This is a genomic window from Amycolatopsis sp. NPDC049868 (genome assembly GCF_044461365.1).
In the GTDB taxonomy this organism is placed as follows: domain Bacteria; phylum Actinomycetota; class Actinomycetes; order Mycobacteriales; family Pseudonocardiaceae; genus Amycolatopsis.
This window is the reverse complement of the sequence record NZ_JBITKV010000003.1, coordinates 167,551-185,844: the sequence shown is the minus strand read 5'-3', so window position 1 is coordinate 185,844 and position 18,294 is coordinate 167,551. Positions and strand designations below refer to the sequence as shown.

Here is an 18,294-nt window from a genome sequence, read left to right as displayed (position 1 = left end):
CCGTAAAACTCAGTCCTTCCGACGAGTGAACCGGAGCGCGACGACGATCCCCGCCACGACCACGGCCACCGCGAGGACGATCCACACCCAGGCCGGCACCAGGTCATCGGGAGTGGTTTCGGCGGCCTGCGGCGCCGGCGCCGCGCTGCTGCTCTGCGGAGCCTGGCTGCTCGTCGGGGCCTGGCTGCTCGGGGCGGCCGCCGCGACGCTGAGGTTGAACTTCACCGAGCCGCTCGTGGCGTGCGAGTCGTCGAAGGTCACCTTGTAGCGGAGGGTGTACTCGCCCGCGGGGCCGACGGCCTGGACCGGCGCCGTGACGACCGTTCCGGCGACCTCCGCGCGGCCGACCGTCCACGACGCGTTCTCCGGGCCGGTGATCTGGATCGGGTTGTCGTCGGCGAGGGTGACCGGGCCCGAGAAGGTCAGCTTGACCTGCGTCGGGGGCGTCGCCAGCGAAGCGCCCCTCGCCGGGTCACTGCTCTTCAGCTCCGAATGGGCGAGCGCCGGGGACGCGGTGCCCAGCAGGGCCAACCCGGTGACCAGCAACGACGCACCGAACCGCTTGAACCTCATCTGACACCCTTCTCACCGGGGGACTCCCCCGGTGAGCCTAGTAGTCGGCGCCGGGTTGGTGGTGGTTCCCGGTCGGCTTGGGTCGCCGCCCCGGTCGTGTGTCATGAAAGACCCTTTCCTGACGTTTTTCGTCAGGAAAGGGTCGTTCATGACAGCTACGGACGTTGCGCGTGGCGGGTGGTCAGCGCGTCGAGGTCGAGCGTGAGCGACGTGCCGTCGAAGTCGAGGCTCACCTTGCCGGTGTGTTCGCCGAAGTTCTCGTACTCGCCGTCGATCAAACGGTAGGTGGTCATGCTCGCCGGAGCGTCGAGGTCGACGATCCAGTAGTGCTCGATGCCGACTTCGGCTTACTCGGAGAACTTGGTGACCCTGTCGGTGCGAACCGTGCCCTCGGACAGCACCTCGATGACCAGCCGCACGTCCGACGGCGAGGCCCGGCGAGCATTCAGCTCGGTGGAACTCGTGACGAGTACGTCCGGCACACGAATGGTCAAGGGCTCCTCGGCGAGCAACAGCTCGACTCCGGCGAGGGCGACCAGATCCGGAAAGCGCTCGTCCAGGAAGTACGCCAGCCGCGTGACCGCCAGTTGGTGCCGGACGTCCAGGAAAGGTGCAGCGACCAAGACGCCGCGCCTCACTTCGGCCCGGTTCAGCGGCATGGCCGCCCATTCGTCGAGAGTCACCTCAGGCATCGGCATCGAACATACTGCGGGATCGAGGCGGGATTCATCACTCGATACCGTGGTGAACGATCGCGCTCTTGCGGAGCCGCACACGTGTGTCGCGAAAGCCACTTTCGGGACATCAGACGTCGCGAAAGTGGCTTTCGCGACACAGTCTTCCGACCGGCTCTAGCTACTCCGTGAAGTCGCCCGCCGGAGCACCCCAAGAACCAGCGGCGTCCCCGCGCTCCTCGGCCAGCGCGCGCCGCCGCGCGTTCTCGCCGCGCACACGCTCCACTTCGGACTGGATGTACTCGTCGTCGTACTTCTGGAAGACCCGGGCCGGGTTGCCCGCCACCAGGCTGCGCGGCGGGACATCCTTGGCGACCACGGAATTCGGCTGCACGGTGGCGAAATCGCCGATCGTGACACCGGCCATGATCACCACGAGGCCGCCGATGAAGCAGCCTTTGCCGATCTTCACGGGTTTGCGTTCGATGAGGTCGCTGCCGGAGTGGTTCTGCAGCGTCATATTCGCGAGCCAGCTGGAATGCGTGAAGATCAGCGTGTTCAGGCCGATGCTGGTGTGCTCGCCGATCTCCAGCCCGCCGCTCGCGTCGAGCGCGGCGCCTTCGCCGATCCAGCAGTGTTCGCCGATCTTCAGGTTCTCCGGGCTGATGATCTTGACGCGTTCGCGGACCCGGGTCGACTCCGGCAGCCCGTAGAAACGAGCGCGCTCGGCGTCGTTCATGTACTGCGAGACGAGCTCGGTCAGGATCTGCGGGCGCAGCCGGTTGCTGCGCTCGTCATCGAAGAACATCGGCCTCGGTCACCAGTTTCTCGAAGGTACGCAGGTGTTCTTCGGCGACGACGTCGAGGCCGAAGTTGGCCCGCACCATCGCGCTTTCCCGCTGTGCCACCAAAGCCCGCTTCTCCGGGTCGTCGAGCAGTTCGATGACGGTGTTCGCCACCGCCTCGCTGTCGTCCGGGCGCACCAGCAGGATGTTCTCGCCGTTGCGCAGTTCGATGCCCGGGTAGTTGTCCTCGGTGACCGACGCGATGGTCGCGGTGCCCGAGAGCATCGCCTCCAGCGACGCGGTGCCGCAGCCGCCGTTGAGATCGTGCGTGACGATGTCGGCGGCGGCGAAGTACGCGGGGACGTCCGCCTTCGGCACGGCGCCGGTGACGATGATGGCGTCCGCGACCCCGAGTTCTTCCGCCCGCTTGAGGAAGACGTCGTGATACACGCGGCCGACGACGACCACCTTCACGCCGGGGTGTTTGTCCAAAATGGACGGCAGTGCCTCGACCAGCGGCAGCCGGTTGCGCAGCGGGATCACGTGCCCGAGCGAGACGATCACCGGACCGTCGCCGAGGTCGTGCTCTTCCCGGACATCCTTCGTCAGCGGTTTCTCGAAGTTCCCGGTGTCGACCGCGATCGGGAAGTAGTCCGAGTTCGCGTCGCTCGTGCCGTAGCGCTCGACGCAGTAGTCGACGCCGAGCTTGTCGAGGATGACGTACCGCGGCTTGAGGTAGCGCAGGATCGGGTTCACCAGCACGGTGTCCAGGAACCGGAAGACGCCGCCGTACAGCTTGTTGTCGCTGATCAGCAGCGTGTGGATGGTCAGCAGCATCGGCAGCTTGTGCCGCCGCGCGTACCGTCCGGCCAGCCACGACAGGTCGAAGAACTGCCCGTGCAGGTGGATCGCGTCCGGCTTGAACTCGTCCAGCAGCTTCCGCAGCCGCCGCCAGTTCCCCGGCCGCAGCGAGGCGAAGCTCATGTCGAAGTCGATCGACAAGCCCAGCTGCGGCATCTTCACCGCGGGCAGGCGGACGACGCGGTAGCCGTCCTTCGTCTCGTCGGCCGGGGCGTCGGCGTACGCGGCGGTGATCGCGAGCACCTCGTGCCCGCGCGCCGCGTACTGCTCGGCCAGGGAAGCCGCCATGTGCGCGCTTCCGCCCACCCTCGGCGGGAAGAAGTTGTTGACGACAGCGATGCGCATGGGGCGGCTCTCCCCTGGCCCGGCGGTCATCCCTCCGAAGCCTTCACCAGTTCGTACATGCCCTCTTCCACCGAGATCTTCGGCTCCCAGCCGAGGACCTCGCGGGCACGGGTGATGTCCGCGGCACGCCGCGAAACCAGCACGTCGCGCTCGTTGAACAGCGGCTCGACGTTCACGCCGACGGCGTCGATGAGGATCTTCGCCAGCGTCGCGATGGAGGTGTCGATGCCGGTGCCGATGTTGATCGGCAGGTTCGCCTGCTCCGATTCGAGCGCGGCGACGACGGCGCGGGCCAGGTCGGTGACGTGCACGAAGTCCATCGACTGGTCGCCTCGGCCGTCGATGATCGGCGGCTGGCCGGCGCGCAGGCGCTGGATGAAGTGGTTGATCACCGACGTGTAGTAGGCCTCGATCTTCTGGCCGGGGCCGTACACGTTGAAGAACCGCAGCGCGTTCCAGGACAGGCCCTTGGTGCGCTCGTAGAAGCCGAGCATGTCCTCGCCCGCGCGCTTCGAGATGCAGTACGGCGTGAGCGGCTTGAGCTCGTCGTCCTCGTGCATCGGCAGCCGCTTCGGGTCGCCGTAGACGGACGCGGTCGAGGCGAACACGAGCCGCTCGACACCCTCGTCCGCCGCGGCGGCGAAGACGTTGTGGTTGCCGACCATGTTGATGTCGATGGACTCGTGCGGGTCCGCGACCGACTTGTTGATCGACACGGTGGCGAAGTGGATGACGTGGGTGCAGCCGCGCATGGCTTCACGCACGGCGCCGCCGTAGCGCACGTCCTTCTCGACCAGTTCGACCTTGCCGGTGGCGACGAACTCGTTGATCCTGGCGCGGTCGCCGCGCGTCATGTTGTCGAAGACGCGGACGGTGTAGCCGCCCTCGATCAGCATCGGGATGACGTGCGCGGCGATGAAACCGCCGCCCCCGGTGAAGAGGACCTTCTTGTCGGGCATTTCTCTCCTAGCTCGGCAGTGCGGCGCTGACGGTCCCGATGACCCGGTCGACCTGGGCATCGGTGAGGTTGGCGTGCATCGGGATGGCGAGATGACGGGCGAAGAGGTCCGCCGATACCGGCAAGGTCTGCTTCTTGCCGTAGATGGGCTGGAGGTGCGAGGCGTAGGTGCCGAAGTTGCACTGCACGCCCTGCTCGCGGATCCGCAGCGCGAGCGCGTCGCGGTCGATCTCCGGGGCCACGGTGAGGATGTAGGCCTGCCACGGATGCTCGCGGTCCGGCAGCTCCACCGGGACGTCGAGACCGGGCAGGTTCTCGAACGCCTCGTGATAGCGCTTGGCCACCGAACGGCGGGCCGAGAGCAGGTCCGGGAGGCGGTCGAGCTGGACGTTCATGATCGCGGCCTGCACGTCCGAGAGCCGGAAGTTGTAGCCCAGCTCGTGGAACTCCGGGATCGGCAGCGCGCCGGAACCCTCGCGGGTGATGGCGGGCTCGATGCCGTACGTGTGCAGCTTGCGCGCGTGCGCGATGAGGTCCTCGCGGTCCGAGACCAGTGCGCCGCCTTCGCCCGCGGTGATGCCCTTGCGGCCGTGGAAGGAGAACGCGGCGAGGTCGGCGAGGCTGCCCGCCGGGCGGGTCTTGTACGTCGCGCCCGCGGCGCAGGCGGCGTCCTCGAAGAGCCACAGGCCGTGCTTGTCGGCGATGGCGCGGTACTCGTCGAAGTCACCGGGCTGCCCGGCGACGTCGACGGCCAGGATGCCGACCGTGCGCGGGGTGATCAGCGCTTCGATCGACGCCGGGTCGGCGCTCCACACGTCCGGGCGGATGTCGGCGAACACCGGGGTCGCGCCGGCCTGGAGCACGGCGTGGCCGGTGGCGGGGAACGTGTAGTCGCCGACGATGACCTCGTCGCCCGGCTTCACGCCGAGCACACGCAGCCCGAGGAAGAGTGCCGAGCCACAGTTGCTGGTGGTCAGGGCGTGCGCGGTGCCGACGGTCTTCGCGAAGCGTTCCTCGAAACGGCGGCAGGCGGGACCGGCACCGGCCAGCCAGCCGGACCGGAACACCTCCGCCACCGCGGCGAGCTCTTCGTCGCCGACGGTCGGCTGACCGAGGACCACGGGTTCGTGCTCAGACATTTCCTCTACCCTCTCCCGCCGCCCTCTCCCATTGCGTGGGGACCCGGCGAAGTGTATAGACGCCATTCGGCCGATCTCGGGCGGGCTGGATCCGCCCAGGTAAACGACCCCCTAACCTCTAACCATGCGATTCCGCGTGCTGGGGGCGACGGAGGTGCGCCGCGAGGACGGCACCACCGTCCCGGTCGGCGGGCCGAGGGTCCGGACGCTGTTCGCGTTGCTCGCGCTGGAGGCGGGCCGGGTCGTCCCCGCGGAGCGGCTCATCGACGGCCTGTACGGCGAACAGCCACCCGAAGGCGTGGCGAACGCGCTGCAATCGCAGGTCTCGCGGCTGCGCGGCGCGCTGAAGGAGCTCGCGCCCGTCGAGTTCAGCCCGGCGGGCTACCGCCTCGTCGTCGACCCCGACGACGTCGACGTCCACCGGTTCGAGAGGCTCGCCGCCGAAGGACGGCGCGCTCTCGCGGCGGGAGACGCCACGAAAGCGGCCGAGCTGCTTCGTGACGCTCTCGGTCTCTGGCGCGGTCCGGCGTTCGCGGACATCACCGACGCGCCGTTCAGGGATCCGCAGGTCACGCGGCTGAACGAGCTGAAGACGTCGGCGATCGAAGACCGTGCCGAGGCCGCTCTCAAGCTCGGGAGACACGAAGACGTCCTCGCCGAGCTTCGCGAGGTCATCGACGAGCAGCCGCTGCGGGAACGGCCCCGCGCGCTGCTGATCCGCGCCCTGCACGCCGCCGGCCGTCAGGCCGACGCGCTGACCGCGTTCGAGGACGCCCGCCGGGTCCTGGCCGACGAGCTCGGTGCCGACCCAGGACCGGATCTCGCCGCCGCGCATCTGGCAGTGCTGCGGGGTGAAACGCCGCCGGTCAAGACCACGACCGCACCGCTTCCCGCGCAGCTCACCAGCTTCATCGGCCGCGAAGGCGACCTCCGGCACGTGCTCGGGCTGCTGGACCGCTCACGGCTGGTGACGCTGACCGGCCCCGGCGGGACGGGCAAGACCCGGCTGGCCATCGAGACCGCTGCCGCGATGGATCTCCCGGCGATCTTCGTCGAACTCGCGCCGTACACCGAGGAGTCGGACGTCGCCCACGCCGTGCTGACCGCGCTCGGCCTGCGGACCGTCCCGCGCGGGACGGTCACCGCACCGGTGGAGAACGCGCCGCTGGACCGGCTGATCGACGCGCTGGCGGATCGGGCGGTACTGCTGGTGCTCGACAACTGCGAGCATCTGGTCGAGGCCGCCGCGAAGCTGACCGCCCGGCTGCTCGGCGCGGCCCCGGCCTTGCGGGTGCTCGCCACCAGCCGCGAACCGCTGGGTATCACCGGGGAGGTCGTCTCCCCCGTGCCGCGGCTCGCCGTGCCACCGCCGGGCACGCCGCCCGCCAGATCGCTGGAGTTCGCCGCCGTCCGGCTGTTCGCCGACCGCGCGCGGGCGGGTGACCCGGGATTCGCCGTGGACGGCACCACCGCGGGCGACGTCCAGCGGGTCTGCGCCGCGCTCGACGGGTTGCCGCTGGCCATCGAACTCGCCGCCGCGCGCGTGCGGACGCTGCCGATCGGCGAGATCGCGGCCAGGCTGGACGACCGGTTCGGGCTGCTCTCGCGGGGCAGCCGGACGGCCGAGAGCAGGCATCGGACCCTGCGCGGCGTCGTCGAGTGGAGCTGGGATCTGCTCGACGAGGACGAACGCCTGCTGGGCAGGCGGCTGACGGTCTTCGCGGGCGGCACGACGCTGGCCGACGCCGAAGCGGTCTGCGCCGTGCCGGACACCGCGGAGCTGCTTCCGTCCCTTGTGGACAGATCGCTCGTCGAACGCGGCGGCGACCGGTACCGGATGCTCGAAACGATCCGGGCCTTCTTCGCCGGGAAACTCGCCGAAGCGGGCGAAACCGAGCGGATGCGGCGCAGGCACGCCGAGTATTTCCTCGTCCTCGCCGAGGAAGCGGATCCGATGCTGCGCACCGGCGACCAGCTGCGCTGGCTCGACCGGCTCGACGCCGCCTACGACGATCTCCTCGCCGCGTTGCGCTGGGCCGCCGAGTCCGACGTCCGGATCGCGCTCCGGCTTTCGGCTTCGCTGGTGACGTACTGGTGGATGCGCGGTCGCCGGTTCGAGGGCTCGACGCTGTGCTTGGAAGTGGTCAAACGGCTCGGAGAGCGGGCACCGGACGGTCTCGAAGAGGAGCACCAGCTCTGCGTGCTCACCGCCGCCGCGGGACTGCGGGGCCACGAGGCGCTCGACCCGCACCTTCCGGTGGTGGAGGGCCATATGCTGAGCCTCGTCAAGTCACCCCGGAACCCGGCGCTGCTGCTGTTGATGGGTGTCGTGACCGGCCCGCCCGACGACGACGCGCTGATCGAACGCGGCCGGGCGCTGCTGGCGAACAGCGACGCCTGGAGTCTCGCCCTCGCGCCGACCGGCTACGGTCTCCGCGCGCTGATGCAGGGCGAACTCGACACGGCGGAGGAATTCCTGCGCGAGGGGGCTCAGGCGTTCCGCTCGATCGGGGAACGCTGGGGCCTTTCCCTGGCCCTCGACCATCTGTCACAGATCCTGACCTGGACGAACCGGCAGGCCGAAGCCCTCGAAACGATGAACGAGGCCCTGCGGCTGATGCGGGAACTCGGCGCGTCCGACGACAACGCGGACCTGCTGTGCCGTCGCGGCGGCAGCAAGCTGCTCCACGGCGACGCGGCGGGCGCGCGGGCGGATTTCGAACTCGCCATCGAGATCGCGCGCCGCGCCGGGATGCCGGAAAGCCGGGCGGCCGGGTATGTCGGGCTGTCGTTCCTCGCCCGGCACGAGGGCGATCTGGCGGCGGCCCGCGTGTTGAGCGAACGCGCGCTCGCGGAGTGTTCCGGTGGTTCGTTCGCGGCCGAGGGGGTACGCGCCGGCGCGAAGATCTCCCTCGGCTGGGTACTGGCCGCCGAGGGCGACATCGACGGAGCCGAGGAGCTGCACCGGGTGGCACTGGTGTCGGCGGACCGCTGGCACGACAGCACCACCGTGGCCTGCGCCGTCGAAGGCCTCGCCGGCGTCGCGCTGCTGCGGGGCGACGCCGAGCGGGCGGCGGTCCTGATCGGGGCGGCGGTGACCATCCGGGGCACCTCGTTCGCCGTCGATCTGGACGCCGCCCTGCTCAGGACGACCGTGCGGGAGCGGCTCGGCGACGACTTCGACCGGGCCTATCGCCGGGGGCTCGGTCTGCGCGGCGCCGCTCAACTGGCCGGGAAGCTCTGACCGCCGGCCAGTTGGATGCCTTGCGGTGCGAAGCGGCCGACGGCTTCGGAGAGGCGCCGCTGGTCGAGTTCGGTGTCCTGGACCGCGACGTACAGCGGCGCCGCGTTGGCCGGGACGGCGCCGAGCCGGGTCATCCCGGGACCGACGGGATCGATGGTGAGCCGGGTGACGTCACGCCAGGGCACGACGGTCCGCTCGATCCGGACGCCCACCGCGTCCAGTTCGAAGAGCACCCACTGCTGGTCGTGCAGCGTCTTCACGTAGGCGATGGTGCCGACGCCACCGGCGATCAGGACGATGCGCAGCGGACCGGGCGCCTCGATCGAACCGAGCAGGGCGGCGATCCCGAAGAAGGCCACCAGAAGCCCGGTCAGCTTCGCGGCACTGACCAGGCCCGCGTTCGGTTTGTGCACCCGGAACCGCACGTTGCGCGTCAGGTGTTTGGTGAGCACCCCGCCCCCGACCGCGACGGCCAGCGCGATCACCGTCACCACCAGGGAACCCGGCGAGAAGTCCACGAAGGCGTTGTAACCGGCGACCAGCGCGACGAAGCCGCCCGCGACGGTCAGGAGCAGTGCGAGCTTGCCCTTGCGCACGTCTCGTTCACGGCGGTCGAGCGAGGCCTGGTCCGGCGCGGCGAGAAAGCCGCCGTCGATATTCCTCATCGGGCGTCACGCTGTGCTTCGGCGGCCGCGCGACGCTCACGCTGGCGGCGGTCGAGGACGTACAGCAGGGCGCCGGCGCCGGCGCTCAGGACGGCGTAGAGCAGGTCCTGCAGGCCGTCCTCCGGGTAGCCGGTGGAGAACTCGACCATCGCGAGCGCGACGAAGAGGACGCTGAGGACGGCCCCGCCGATGATGTACACCTTGTTGCTGAGCATGGTTTCCCTCGCTTGTCGTTGCCTTGGTGAGAGCACTTTCGCGCGGGGCACATGACATTCCGATGACAGCGCTGACAGCACTGACAGCACTGACAGCACTGACAGCACTGACAGCGTTCGGTGCGCGGACGGTCAGCGGCCGCGGAGACCCTCCGGACATGACTTACGCAGCTGGATCTCCCGAAGACTTCCTCGCCGTGCGGCATCTGACGTTGCGCGGCTCCCAGGCCGAGATCGGCCAGGCGCTCGGCGCCGAAGTGAAGGCGCGCTCCGACTGGTCGCCGTCGTCGATCGACCCGATCGTGGCCAGGGCGCGGCGGACCTGGTTCACGCGGAACTGGCCCCAGTACGCCGGACGCCTGGCCGGGTTCGCCGAGGCCTACGGGCTCCCGGCCGGCGCGGCGGTCTCCTTCGACGACGCGAGCGCGCTGCCCGCCGGGTCGGGGTGTTCGGCGCTGTGGACGGGGAGCACGCTCGGCCGGAACTACGACTTCTTCACCATGAGCTGGACCCAGCTGGGTGCGGTGCTGGCCGGGAAGGAGCCGGTCGACGACGGGACCGTGCCGATGGCGTCGCGGCCCTATGTCCTGACGACGATCCCCGACGACGGCATCGCCTCGACCACCCTGACGATGTCCACAATGGACGGCGCGACGGAGGGGGTCAACGAGGCCGGGCTGGTCGTCGCGTTGCTGATGGCCGACGTCGAAACGGCCGCGCCGCTGGAACACGATCCGGGCCCGCAGGCAGGTCTCTCGGTCATGCAGGTGTGCCGGTATCTGCTGGACACCTGCGAGAACCTCGACGAGGCCAAGGAAGCGCTGATGCTCGCCAAGCAGTACGCGCACGGCGCGCCCTGCCACTACATCGTCGCCGACGCCTCGGGCCGTGGCTTCGTCCACGAGCGCGGCGCGAACGACATCGAGTACTTCGTCGAGGTCGCCGACGGGCCGCTGTGCGTCACGAACCATCTGCTGCACCGGCACCCGGACGTCGACGCGCTGCCGGAGGACACGCCGGAGACCATGCGCACCTACGAGCGGCTGCGCACCGTCACCAAGGAAGCGGGCTCCGGGCCGCGCGCCGCGCTCGACGCGGTGTCCTTAGCCATCGAGCCCGGCGCGCCGTGGCGGACGTTGTGGCGCAGCGTCCTCGACCCGGCGGCCCGCACCCTCAGCACGCGGTTCTACCTGGGTGACGGCGAGAACGGCACCGCGCGGCACTCGCCGGAACTCACCTTCGGGGTATCGCGGTGACCATCGGCAAGGGTCGCAAGATCGGCACCGTCGCGGTCTGCGTGCTGGCGCAGCTGCTGATCGCGATCGACCTGACCGTGCTGCATCTGGTGCTGCCGTCGCTTTCGGAGCAGATGCACCCGTCGACGACGGAACTGCTGTGGATCGCCGACGCGTACGGTTTCGCGCTCGCCGGGCTGCTGATCACGATGGGGAACATCGGCGACCGCGTCGGCCGGAAGAAGCTGCTGCTGATCGGGGCGTCGCTGTTCGGGGTCGCTTCGGTGATCACGGCGTACGCGCCGACGACGGAACTCCTGATCGCCGCCCGCGCGCTGCTCGGGATCGCCGCCGCGACCCTGATGCCGTCGACCCTCTCGATCGTGCGGAACGTGTTCACCGGCAAGGAACGCGCGGCCGTGATCGGGGTTTCGAGCGGGCTGACGATCCTCGGTTTCGGCATGGGGCCGCTCGTCGGCGGTTTCCTGCTCGACCATTTCTGGTGGGGCTCGGTATTCCTCGTCAACGTGCCCGTGGTGGTGGTCATGGTGATCGCGGGCGCGCTGATCCTGCCCGAATCGAAGAACGCCGCCCCTGGCCGGATCGACGTCCTCAGCGTGCTGCTGTCGATCGTCGGCATGGTCGGGATCGTCTACACGATCAAGGAAGTCGCCTACCAGGGCTGGGGGCACTGGGACGTCGCGGTCGCCGCGGCGCTCGGGCTCGGCTGCCTGCTGGCGTTCGTCCTGCGGCAGCCGCGGCTGGCCGAACCGCTGATGGATCTGAAGCTGTTCGCGCGGCGGGCGTTCTCGGCGACCGTCGGCACCACCATCGTGGCGATGTTCGCGCAGCTGGCGGTCTCGCTGATGTTCGCGCAGTACCTGCAGCTGGTGGCGGGCTGGTCGCCGCTGAAGGCCGGGCTCGCCGGGCTGCCCGGGATGGGCGGCGCGGTCCTCGGCGGCGTGCTCGCGCCGCTGGGGATCAAGGTCTTCGGCCGTGCGGTCACCATCGGGCTGGGCTGCGCGCTGTCGGCGGCCGGCTTCGCGTTGTACTCGGGTATCGGCGTGACGATCGTTTACCCGGACCTGCTGGCGGCGATGATCGTCTTCGGCGTGGGGCTGGCGCTGATCCTCACCGTCGCGACGGACACGGTGCTCGGCGTCGTGCCGAAGGCCAGGGCGGGCGCGGCGTCGGCGATCTCGGAGACGGCGACCGAACTCGGCGGGGCACTGGGGATCGCCGTCCTCGGCAGTGCGCTCGGCGCGCTGTACCGGAGCGAACTCGTCATCCCGCCGGGTGTGCCGCCGGAGGCGATCTCGGACACCCTCGGCGGCGCCGTCCAGGTCGCGGCTCAGCTACCGCCCGAGCAGGGCGCTTTGGTCCTGGCCAACGCGAAACTGGCATTCGTCGACGGGTTGCAGGTGACGATGCTGTGCTCGGCGGGGTTGATGGCGGTGCTGGCGGTAAGCGTCCTGTTCACGTTGCGCGGGGTGCCGAAGGTCCTCGAAGACCCCGAAGAGGAACCTGCTCCGGTCCCCGTGGCCGCGTGAAGTGTCATGAACGACCCTTTCCTGACGTTTTTCGTCAGGAAAGGGTCGTTCATGACATCCGTCAGCGGCCTCACGCACTGATCGTCCAGAAGGGACTCTTCCCGGGACTGGATGGACGGCACGCGTGACCGGACGGACGACACGCGTGATTGGGCGGACGACGAGCGTGTCGTCCGTCTGATCACGCGTGTCGTCCGTCTGATCACGCGAAAAGCGTTCGTCAGCGGGGGCCGGCGAGCGGGACGGCGCGCCGGTCACCCGACCGCACCATGGCCAGCAAGGGTTTCGCGGCCACCGCGAGCAGACGGGCCGCGAAGGTGCGGCCGTTGCGCCGGGCGATGTCCGGGCCGAAGGCGTCCATCAGCGCGACGAGCCCCGGCAGCGGCCGCACGAACAGCGTCACCTCGGTGATCAGCCCGTCTTCGCCGAGTTTCAGCACCGCCGCCTCTTCGATCTCCTCGTCGCCGATGCGCGCGGTGTAGACGACGACGCGGGTCTCGCCGTCCCCGGTGTCCGTGTGGAACCGGACGTCGCGCAGATGCGTGTAGGCGACTTCCAGCAGCGGCCTGAGTTCCTCGTGCCCGCTGAACCGGACGCGGCTCGTCAGCGGCGAGTGCACGACGGCGTCCGGCGCGAAGGCGCTCAGCGCGAGGTCCACGTCCCGGGTCTCGAGGGCGCGGCGGTACCGCTCGGTGGTTTCGATGCTCATCGGTCCTCCTGGATCAGGTTCCCCAGTCCGCGCCACAGCAGATCCGCCGTGAGCGCGACGACTTGCTCCCGCGGGATGTCGCGGTTGTCCCACCACCAGGTGGCGATGGCGTTCAGTGCGCTCTTCGCCGCTTCGGCGAGCGCTTCGTTCGCGCGGTCGCGCGGCAGGTCCGCGGTCAGCGCCAGGCCGGGGACCCGGGCGAACACCTCGGTCAGCTGCGCCGTCGCCCTGGCCTGACCGCGCCGGTGCACCTCGGCGACGCCTTCGTCCGACGGCGTCTCGGCGAAGATCATCCGCCAGCCGCGTTCGTTCGTCTCCATCCAGGCGAAGATCGCCGCCACCCTGGCGCGCAGCAGCTCCTCGGCGGTGTCCGACGGCGGCAGCTCCGCCCACCCGGCCAGCAGACTGTCCACTTCGGACTCCAGCAGGCCGGCGTACAGCGCCGACTTGGCCGGGAAATGGTCGTAGAGCACGGGTGTGCTGATCCCCGCGGCCGTCGCGACCTCGCGCATCCCCGCCGCGTCGTACCCGGACGCGGCGAACACCCGCGCCGCCGCGGCCAGGATCCGCTCCCGGCGTTCTGCCCTGCTCAACCGCTTACCTGACATCGGTTAGGTACGCTACCACCCAACCTGACAGCTGTCAGGTAGCGCTCCGGGTAACCTGGTCGATCGTGCGCACAGTCGTAGTCATCGGGGGCGGGATCGTCGGTCTCGCCACAGCCTGGGAACTGACCAAACGGGGTCTGGACGTCACGGTGCTCGAAAAGGAGGAGCACTGGGCGGCACACCAGACCGGGCACAACTCGAACGTCGTGCACGCGGGGCTCTACTACAAGCCGGGCTCCTTCAAGGCCAGGATGTCCACCGCGGGCAACCGGTCCATTGTGGACTTCGCCCGCCAGTACGGGGTGCCGGTCGAGGTCTGCGGCAAACTGGTCGTCGCCACCTCCGAAGCCGAGCTTCCGGCGCTCAAGGTGCTCGCCGAACGCGCGGAGGCCAACGGGGTCCCGGCCAAGCTGATCACCCCGAGCGAGGCTCGCGAGTACGAACCCGAGGTCTCGTGCGTCGCCGCGCTGCGCGTGGAGTCCACCGGCATCATCGACTTTCCCGCCGTCTGCGCCGCGCTGGTACGGCTGCTCGACGAATCCGACGCCGACCTGCGGCTCGGCACGCCCGCGCTGGGGATCCGCCCCGGCCGTACCGGCGGCGTCGAGGTGGCGACCGGCGACGACGTGATCCACGCGGACGCCCTCGTCAACTGCGCGGGCCTGCACGCGGACCGGGTCGCCCGGCTCGCCGGGCTCACCCCGAGCGCGCGGATCGTGCCGTTCCGCGGCGAGTACTACGAACTGAAACCCGAACGCCGCCATCTGGTGCGAGGCCTGATCTACCCGGTCCCCGACGCGTCGCTGCCGTTCCTCGGCGTGCACCTGACCCGCATGCTCGACGGCAGCGTGCACGCCGGCCCGAACGCCGTGCTCGCGCTGCGGCGCGAGGGCTACACCTGGCGCGACTTCTCGGCGAAGGACCTCGCCGAAGTCGCCCGCTTCCCCGGCGTCTGGCGGCTCGCGCGCAAGTACGCGTACCCGACCGGGCTCGACGAGGTCCGCCGCTCGTTCTCCCGCCGCCGCTTCGCCGAAAGCCTCGCGCGGCTCGTGCCCGCCGTCACCGAGGACGACATCGTGCGGCACGGCTCCGGTGTCCGGGCACAGGCGCTGCGCCCGGACGGCGCCCTCGTCGACGACTTCCTGATCGAGACCGCGCGGAACCAGGTGCACGTCCTCAACGCGCCCTCACCGGCGGCGACCAGCGCGCTGGAGATCGCGAAGCACATCGCCGACGAGGTGACCGGCTAGGCCGTGTCCTAGGAGGACGGCGGCAGGTTCGTGTTCAGCAGCGGAACCGCGGCCTTGATCACTTCGCACGCCTTCGCGGGGTCGTCGAGGTTGCCCGCGATGATCGCCACCGTCGACGTCGCGGTGATCGCGATGCCCGCCGCGCACAGTTTGCTGCCCGGCTCGGTGTAGATCTTCCACTTGCGACCGCCCGACTCGAAGTCCTGCGGTTCGCCCTGCGAGATCAGCGTCGGAGTCTCGTCCATCGCCTTCGCCGGGTAGAACCAGAGGTCGAGCGCCTTTTCGCCCTTTTCTCCGTCGGTATCGGCCCATTCGCAGCCGACCTGGTTCGGATCCGAGGTGGACTTCATCGGTTCGCCGGTGGGGGCGAGCCGCAGCTGGGCGGTCTGCTCGGGCTTGAGCATGGCGCACGGGTCGGTGCTCACGAGCGGACCGCCCGGCTCGGCGGGCTTCTGTCCCGGCGGGGCGGTGATCTGCGGGTTCTGCTCCCCGCCCGGCAGCTTCGACGCCACGGCCGGGGCCGCCGCCTTGGCGAGGTCGCACGCGTTGCCCTCGGTGTGGTCGGGGCTCTCGCTGGCGATCTCCACGAACGAGTCCGGCGTGATCTCCGTGCTCAGCGAGCAGTAGGTCGGGCCGAGGATGGTGGCGTACCGCGTCCAGGTGAAACCGCCGATGCCGAACTTCTCGCCGGGCTGGGCACCGTTCATGTACTCGTTCAAGGACAGGTCCTTGCTCAGCGCGACCTCGAGGCTCGACGCCTTGCGCGCGTCGTCCGGCTCGCGGAACCGGCAGACCGCGGGGACCTTCTGTTCGGGTTTGGCGGGGCGCTCCGCTCCGGGATAGGTGACTCCCAGCGCGTTCGCGTGTTCCTCCGAGAGCAGTGTGCACGGCTCGGCCTTCGTGACGACGGGTCCCTGTCCGGGCACCGGCGAGGCCTTACCGGCGATCGTCGCCGTGCAGCCGCCGAGCGTCAGCACCGCCAGCCCGATCGCGAGCGAGTTCCGAAACCGCATGCGTCCCCTCCTCATCGGCTCGCACACTACTTGTGCGCGGCCGCCGTTCACGAACCGGCGGGCAGCGCGGCGCTCACCGTCGGCAGCGCGGCCCGCAGCAGGTCACAGGCTTTCGTCTCGTCGTCCCAGTGGCCACTGGAGACCTTCACGGTGGACGTCGCGGTGATCGGCAGCGCGGCCGTGCAGTACTTCGTGGCGGCGTTGGCCCGGACCGTCCACTTGCGACCTCCGAGGTCGCTCTCCTCGGGAGTGCCTTCGAGCCCGGCGACGTCGGCGACGGCGGTCGCCAGGAAGAGCGTCACGTCCAGCGGACGCTGCCCCTTGTCGCCGTCGGAGTCCTTCCACTCGCAGCCCTTGTCCTCGGGATTGGCCAGCTGGGCCGGATCGACCGGGGTGCCCGGCGCGATGGCCAGCTTCGCGGCTTCGTCGGGCTTCAGCAGCGTGCACGGGTCGACCTGCAGCAACGGACCGGACGGCTCGGGTTTCTTCTGTCCCGGTGGCGCGACGATCTTCGGGTCCGGCTGCCCGCCCGGCAGCCTCGACGCGATCGCGGGGGCCGCGGCGAGCGCGAGATCGCAGGCCGTCGCTTCGGGCGCGCCCGTCTGCGTCTCGCTGCCGAGCTCGACGAACGAGGACGGCCCGAGTTCGGTGCTGAGCGAGCAGGCCGTCGGGCCGAGCGGGGACGCGTAGCGCGTCCAGGTGAAGCCGCCGATGCCGAACTTCTCACCGGGCTGGGCACCGGCGTAGAAGTCGTTCAGCGGGATGTCGATGCTCTGCGTGATCGACAGGGACACCCCGCGCGGCGAATCGTCGCGTTCGGACAGCAGGCACATCGGCGGGAGCTGCTGGGCCTTGTTGCCCTTGGTCTCGACACCCGGCAGCTTGAGCGCCAGCGCGTCGGCGTGTTCCGGGGTGAGCAACGAGCACGGCGCCGCCTTGGTGAGCACCGGCCCCTGGCCGGGCACCGGCGACGCCGTCCCCGAGATCGTCTCGGCACATCCGCCGAGCAGGAGGACCGCCGCGAACAACGCGGTCATCGGTTTGCTACGGCGGTTCATCGGGTCCCCCTCGGTGCGAACCCTACTTCGATGTCGGCGTGAGCACCTCGGTTCCGCCGAGGAAGGGACGAAGCGCCTCCGGCACCCGGACCGAACCGTCTTCGAGCTGGTGGTTCTCCAGGATCGCGACGATCCACCTGGTGGTGGCGAGCGTGCCGTTCAGCGTGGCGACGGTCTGCGGGCGGCCGTCGTCGTCGCGGTAGCGGATGCCGAGGCGGCGGGCCTGGAACGTCGTGCAGTTCGACGTCGAGGTCAGCTCGCGGTAGGTCTCCTGCGACGGCACCCAAGCCTCGCAGTCGAACTTCCGGTACGCGGAGGTGCCGAGGTCGCCGGTGGCGGTGTCGATCACCCGGTACGGGACCTCGATCTTGGCGAGCATCTGCTCTTCCCAGTCCAGCAGGCGCGCGTGCTCGGCCTCGGCGTCCTCGGGACGCGTGTAGACGAACATCTCGACCTTGTCGAACTGGTGCACGCGGATGATGCCGCGGGTGTCCTTGCCGTACGAACCGGCCTCGCGGCGGTAGCAGGAAGACCAGCCCGCGTACCGCTTCGCGCCCTTGCCGAGGTCGAGGATCTCGTCGGCGTGGTAGCCGGCGAGCGGGACCTCGGAGGTGCCGACGAGGTACAGGTCGTCGTCGCGCAGCCGGTAGACCTCCGACGAGTGCGCGCCGAGGAACCCGGTGCCCGCCATGATCTCCGGCCGCACCAGGGTCGGCGTGATCATCGGGGTGAAACCGTTCGCGGTCGCCTGCGCGATCGCCATGTTCAGCAGGCCGAGCTGAAGCTGGGCGCCGACGCCGGTGAGGAAGTAGAACCGCGAGCCCGAGACCTTCGCGCCGCGCTCCATGTCGAGCGCGCCGAGGCCCTCGCAGAGTTCGAGGTGGTCCTTCGGCTCGAAGTCGAACTTCTTCGGCTCGCCGACGTGCTTGAGCACGACGTAGTCGTCCTCGCCGCCTACGGGCGCTTCGGGGTGGACGAGGTTCGGCACCAGGCGGTGCAGCTGCTCGAACTCCTCCGACGCCTCGGTCTGCTCGACCTCGGCCGTCTTGACCTGGGCGGCGAGATCCTTCGCCTTGGCGAGGAGCTCGGCCCGCTCGTCGCCCTGTGCCTTCGGGATGAGCTTGCCCAGCGACTTCTGCTCGGCGCGCAGCTTGTCGGCGGCGGCGATGGAGGACCGGCGGCGGGAGTCGAGGGAGAGCAGCTTGTCGACCACTCCTTCGTCCTCGCCACGGGCACGCTGCGAAGCGCGCACGACGTCCGGTTCATCGCGCAGAGTCCTGGGGTCAATCACGAGTGCTGAGGGTAGTCCGTGCGAGTCGCACAAAATGTGCGGGTCCGCGCGGATAACCCGACAGTCTGATCGTTGCCGCCCGTTTCGGCCGCTCCCCATACTGAGATCTCCCTGCTGCGGA

The 18,294-nt window shown here is 69.7% G+C and carries 18 protein-coding genes; 4 read left to right on the top strand and 14 right to left on the bottom strand.

Going from position 1 to position 18,294, the window contains the following annotated elements; all coding sequences use genetic code 11:
* Positions 1-9: 9 nt before the first annotated feature.
* From ACIBTM_RS14280 to ACIBTM_RS14250, 7 genes are all read right to left on the bottom strand, one after another.
* On the bottom strand, positions 10-573 hold the full coding sequence (locus tag ACIBTM_RS14280) for a copper resistance protein CopC (RefSeq protein ID WP_395876945.1): 564 nt from the start codon (positions 571-573) through the stop codon (positions 10-12).
* A gap of 155 nt (positions 574-728) precedes the next feature.
* Complete coding sequence (locus tag ACIBTM_RS14275) at positions 729-866, bottom strand: hypothetical protein (protein ID WP_395876944.1); 138 nt, start codon at positions 864-866, stop codon at positions 729-731.
* 54 nt (positions 867-920) lie between these two features.
* A complete protein-coding gene (locus tag ACIBTM_RS14270; RefSeq protein ID WP_395876943.1) occupies positions 921-1,265 on the bottom strand; it encodes a Uma2 family endonuclease in 345 nt (114 codons plus the stop codon).
* 163 nt (positions 1,266-1,428) lie between these two features.
* Positions 1,429-2,055 carry an acyltransferase gene (locus ACIBTM_RS14265; protein WP_360123851.1) on the bottom strand — a complete coding sequence of 209 codons (627 nt, stop codon included), beginning with the start codon at positions 2,053-2,055 and terminating at the stop codon, positions 1,429-1,431.
* Positions 2,042-3,238 (bottom strand): glycosyltransferase family 4 protein, encoded by a 1,197-nt coding sequence (locus tag ACIBTM_RS14260; protein ID WP_395876942.1) that lies wholly within the window; start codon positions 3,236-3,238, stop codon positions 2,042-2,044. Before ACIBTM_RS14260 ends, ACIBTM_RS14265 begins: the two co-directional genes overlap by 14 nt.
* A 26-nt stretch (positions 3,239-3,264) precedes the next feature.
* Positions 3,265-4,197, bottom strand: coding sequence for an NAD-dependent epimerase/dehydratase family protein (locus tag ACIBTM_RS14255; RefSeq protein WP_378366780.1), 933 nt, complete (start codon positions 4,195-4,197; stop codon positions 3,265-3,267).
* 7 nt (positions 4,198-4,204) lie between these two features.
* Positions 4,205-5,335 carry a DegT/DnrJ/EryC1/StrS aminotransferase family protein gene (locus ACIBTM_RS14250; RefSeq protein WP_063275930.1) on the bottom strand — a complete coding sequence of 377 codons (1,131 nt, stop codon included), beginning with the start codon at positions 5,333-5,335 and terminating at the stop codon, positions 4,205-4,207.
* 124 nt (positions 5,336-5,459) lie between these two features.
* On the opposite strand from ACIBTM_RS14250, the gene ACIBTM_RS14245 reads away from it, so the two are divergent.
* Positions 5,460-8,579: a BTAD domain-containing putative transcriptional regulator gene (locus ACIBTM_RS14245; protein WP_395876941.1), complete on the top strand. Its 3,120-nt coding sequence runs from the start codon at positions 5,460-5,462 to the stop codon at positions 8,577-8,579.
* Here the strand turns inward: ACIBTM_RS14245 and ACIBTM_RS14240 are convergent.
* Together ACIBTM_RS14240 and ACIBTM_RS14235 are read right to left on the bottom strand one after the other, a co-directional pair.
* Positions 8,558-9,244 (bottom strand): hypothetical protein, encoded by a 687-nt coding sequence (locus ACIBTM_RS14240; protein ID WP_395876940.1) that lies wholly within the window; start codon positions 9,242-9,244, stop codon positions 8,558-8,560. The genes ACIBTM_RS14245 and ACIBTM_RS14240 overlap by 22 nt on opposite strands.
* Positions 9,241-9,459, bottom strand: a complete 219-nt coding sequence (locus tag ACIBTM_RS14235; RefSeq protein WP_395876939.1) for a hypothetical protein — start codon at positions 9,457-9,459, stop codon at positions 9,241-9,243. Before ACIBTM_RS14235 ends, ACIBTM_RS14240 begins: the two co-directional genes overlap by 4 nt.
* Positions 9,460-9,617: 158 nt before the next feature.
* Here ACIBTM_RS14235 and ACIBTM_RS14230 point away from each other — a divergent pair, with 158 nt between their 5' ends.
* Together ACIBTM_RS14230 and ACIBTM_RS14225 are read left to right on the top strand one after the other, a co-directional pair.
* Complete coding sequence (locus ACIBTM_RS14230; protein WP_395876938.1) at positions 9,618-10,715, top strand: C45 family autoproteolytic acyltransferase/hydolase; 1,098 nt, start codon at positions 9,618-9,620, stop codon at positions 10,713-10,715.
* Positions 10,712-12,244: an MFS transporter gene (locus ACIBTM_RS14225; RefSeq protein WP_395876937.1), complete on the top strand. Its 1,533-nt coding sequence runs from the start codon at positions 10,712-10,714 to the stop codon at positions 12,242-12,244. Before ACIBTM_RS14230 ends, ACIBTM_RS14225 begins: the two co-directional genes overlap by 4 nt.
* A 220-nt stretch (positions 12,245-12,464) precedes the next feature.
* Here ACIBTM_RS14225 and ACIBTM_RS14220 read toward each other — a convergent pair whose 3' ends face one another.
* Together ACIBTM_RS14220 and ACIBTM_RS14215 are read right to left on the bottom strand one after the other, a co-directional pair.
* Entirely contained in the window at positions 12,465-12,953 is a 489-nt protein-coding gene (locus ACIBTM_RS14220; RefSeq protein WP_395876936.1) for a nuclear transport factor 2 family protein, read from the bottom strand.
* Positions 12,950-13,546, bottom strand: a complete 597-nt coding sequence (locus ACIBTM_RS14215) for a TetR/AcrR family transcriptional regulator (protein WP_395876935.1) — start codon at positions 13,544-13,546, stop codon at positions 12,950-12,952. The genes ACIBTM_RS14220 and ACIBTM_RS14215 overlap by 4 nt, the downstream gene beginning before the upstream one ends.
* An 80-nt stretch (positions 13,547-13,626) precedes the next feature.
* On the opposite strand from ACIBTM_RS14215, the gene lhgO reads away from it, so the two are divergent.
* On the top strand, positions 13,627-14,811 hold the full coding sequence (lhgO, locus tag ACIBTM_RS14210; protein WP_395876934.1) for an L-2-hydroxyglutarate oxidase: 1,185 nt from the start codon (positions 13,627-13,629) through the stop codon (positions 14,809-14,811).
* Between the two features lie 8 nt (positions 14,812-14,819).
* Here lhgO and ACIBTM_RS14205 read toward each other — a convergent pair whose 3' ends face one another.
* Genes ACIBTM_RS14205 through serS form a run of 3 tightly spaced genes read right to left on the bottom strand, consistent with a single transcriptional unit; the run spans position 14,820 to position 18,173 of the window.
* Complete coding sequence (locus ACIBTM_RS14205; RefSeq protein ID WP_395876933.1) at positions 14,820-15,824, bottom strand: DUF3558 family protein; 1,005 nt, start codon at positions 15,822-15,824, stop codon at positions 14,820-14,822.
* A gap of 47 nt (positions 15,825-15,871) precedes the next feature.
* The gene (locus ACIBTM_RS14200; protein ID WP_395876932.1) at positions 15,872-16,882 is read right to left on the bottom strand and encodes a DUF3558 family protein; all 1,011 of its coding nucleotides are present in this window, start codon (positions 16,880-16,882) and stop codon (positions 15,872-15,874) included.
* Positions 16,883-16,904: 22 nt separating this feature from the next.
* Positions 16,905-18,173 carry a serine--tRNA ligase gene (gene serS / locus ACIBTM_RS14195; protein WP_395876931.1) on the bottom strand — a complete coding sequence of 423 codons (1,269 nt, stop codon included), beginning with the start codon at positions 18,171-18,173 and terminating at the stop codon, positions 16,905-16,907.
* Between the last annotated feature and the right edge of the window lie 121 nt (positions 18,174-18,294).

Bases quoted from the DNA above. Each gene is read 5' to 3' on its own strand.
- ACIBTM_RS14280 (WP_395876945.1), bottom strand. From the start codon at position 573: ATGAGGTTCAAGCGGTTCGGTGCGTCGTTGCTGGTCACCGGGTTGGCC.
- ACIBTM_RS14275 (WP_395876944.1), bottom strand. From the start codon at position 866: ATGACCACCTACCGTTTGATCGACGGCGAGTACGAGAACTTCGGCGAA.
- ACIBTM_RS14270 (WP_395876943.1), bottom strand. From the start codon at position 1,265: ATGCCTGAGGTGACTCTCGACGAATGGGCGGCCATGCCGCTGAACCGG.
- ACIBTM_RS14265 (WP_360123851.1), bottom strand. From the start codon at position 2,055: ATGTTCTTCGATGACGAGCGCAGCAACCGGCTGCGCCCGCAGATCCTG.
- ACIBTM_RS14260 (WP_395876942.1), bottom strand. From the start codon at position 3,238: ATGCGCATCGCTGTCGTCAACAACTTCTTCCCGCCGAGGGTGGGCGGA.
- ACIBTM_RS14255 (WP_378366780.1), bottom strand. From the start codon at position 4,197: ATGCCCGACAAGAAGGTCCTCTTCACCGGGGGCGGCGGTTTCATCGCC.
- ACIBTM_RS14250 (WP_063275930.1), bottom strand. From the start codon at position 5,335: ATGTCTGAGCACGAACCCGTGGTCCTCGGTCAGCCGACCGTCGGCGAC.
- ACIBTM_RS14245 (WP_395876941.1), top strand. From the start codon at position 5,460: ATGCGATTCCGCGTGCTGGGGGCGACGGAGGTGCGCCGCGAGGACGGC.
- ACIBTM_RS14240 (WP_395876940.1), bottom strand. From the start codon at position 9,244: ATGAGGAATATCGACGGCGGCTTTCTCGCCGCGCCGGACCAGGCCTCG.
- ACIBTM_RS14235 (WP_395876939.1), bottom strand. From the start codon at position 9,459: ATGCTCAGCAACAAGGTGTACATCATCGGCGGGGCCGTCCTCAGCGTC.
- ACIBTM_RS14230 (WP_395876938.1), top strand. From the start codon at position 9,618: ATGACTTACGCAGCTGGATCTCCCGAAGACTTCCTCGCCGTGCGGCAT.
- ACIBTM_RS14220 (WP_395876936.1), bottom strand. From the start codon at position 12,953: ATGAGCATCGAAACCACCGAGCGGTACCGCCGCGCCCTCGAGACCCGG.
- ACIBTM_RS14205 (WP_395876933.1), bottom strand. From the start codon at position 15,824: ATGCGGTTTCGGAACTCGCTCGCGATCGGGCTGGCGGTGCTGACGCTC.
- ACIBTM_RS14200 (WP_395876932.1), bottom strand. From the start codon at position 16,882: ATGAACCGCCGTAGCAAACCGATGACCGCGTTGTTCGCGGCGGTCCTC.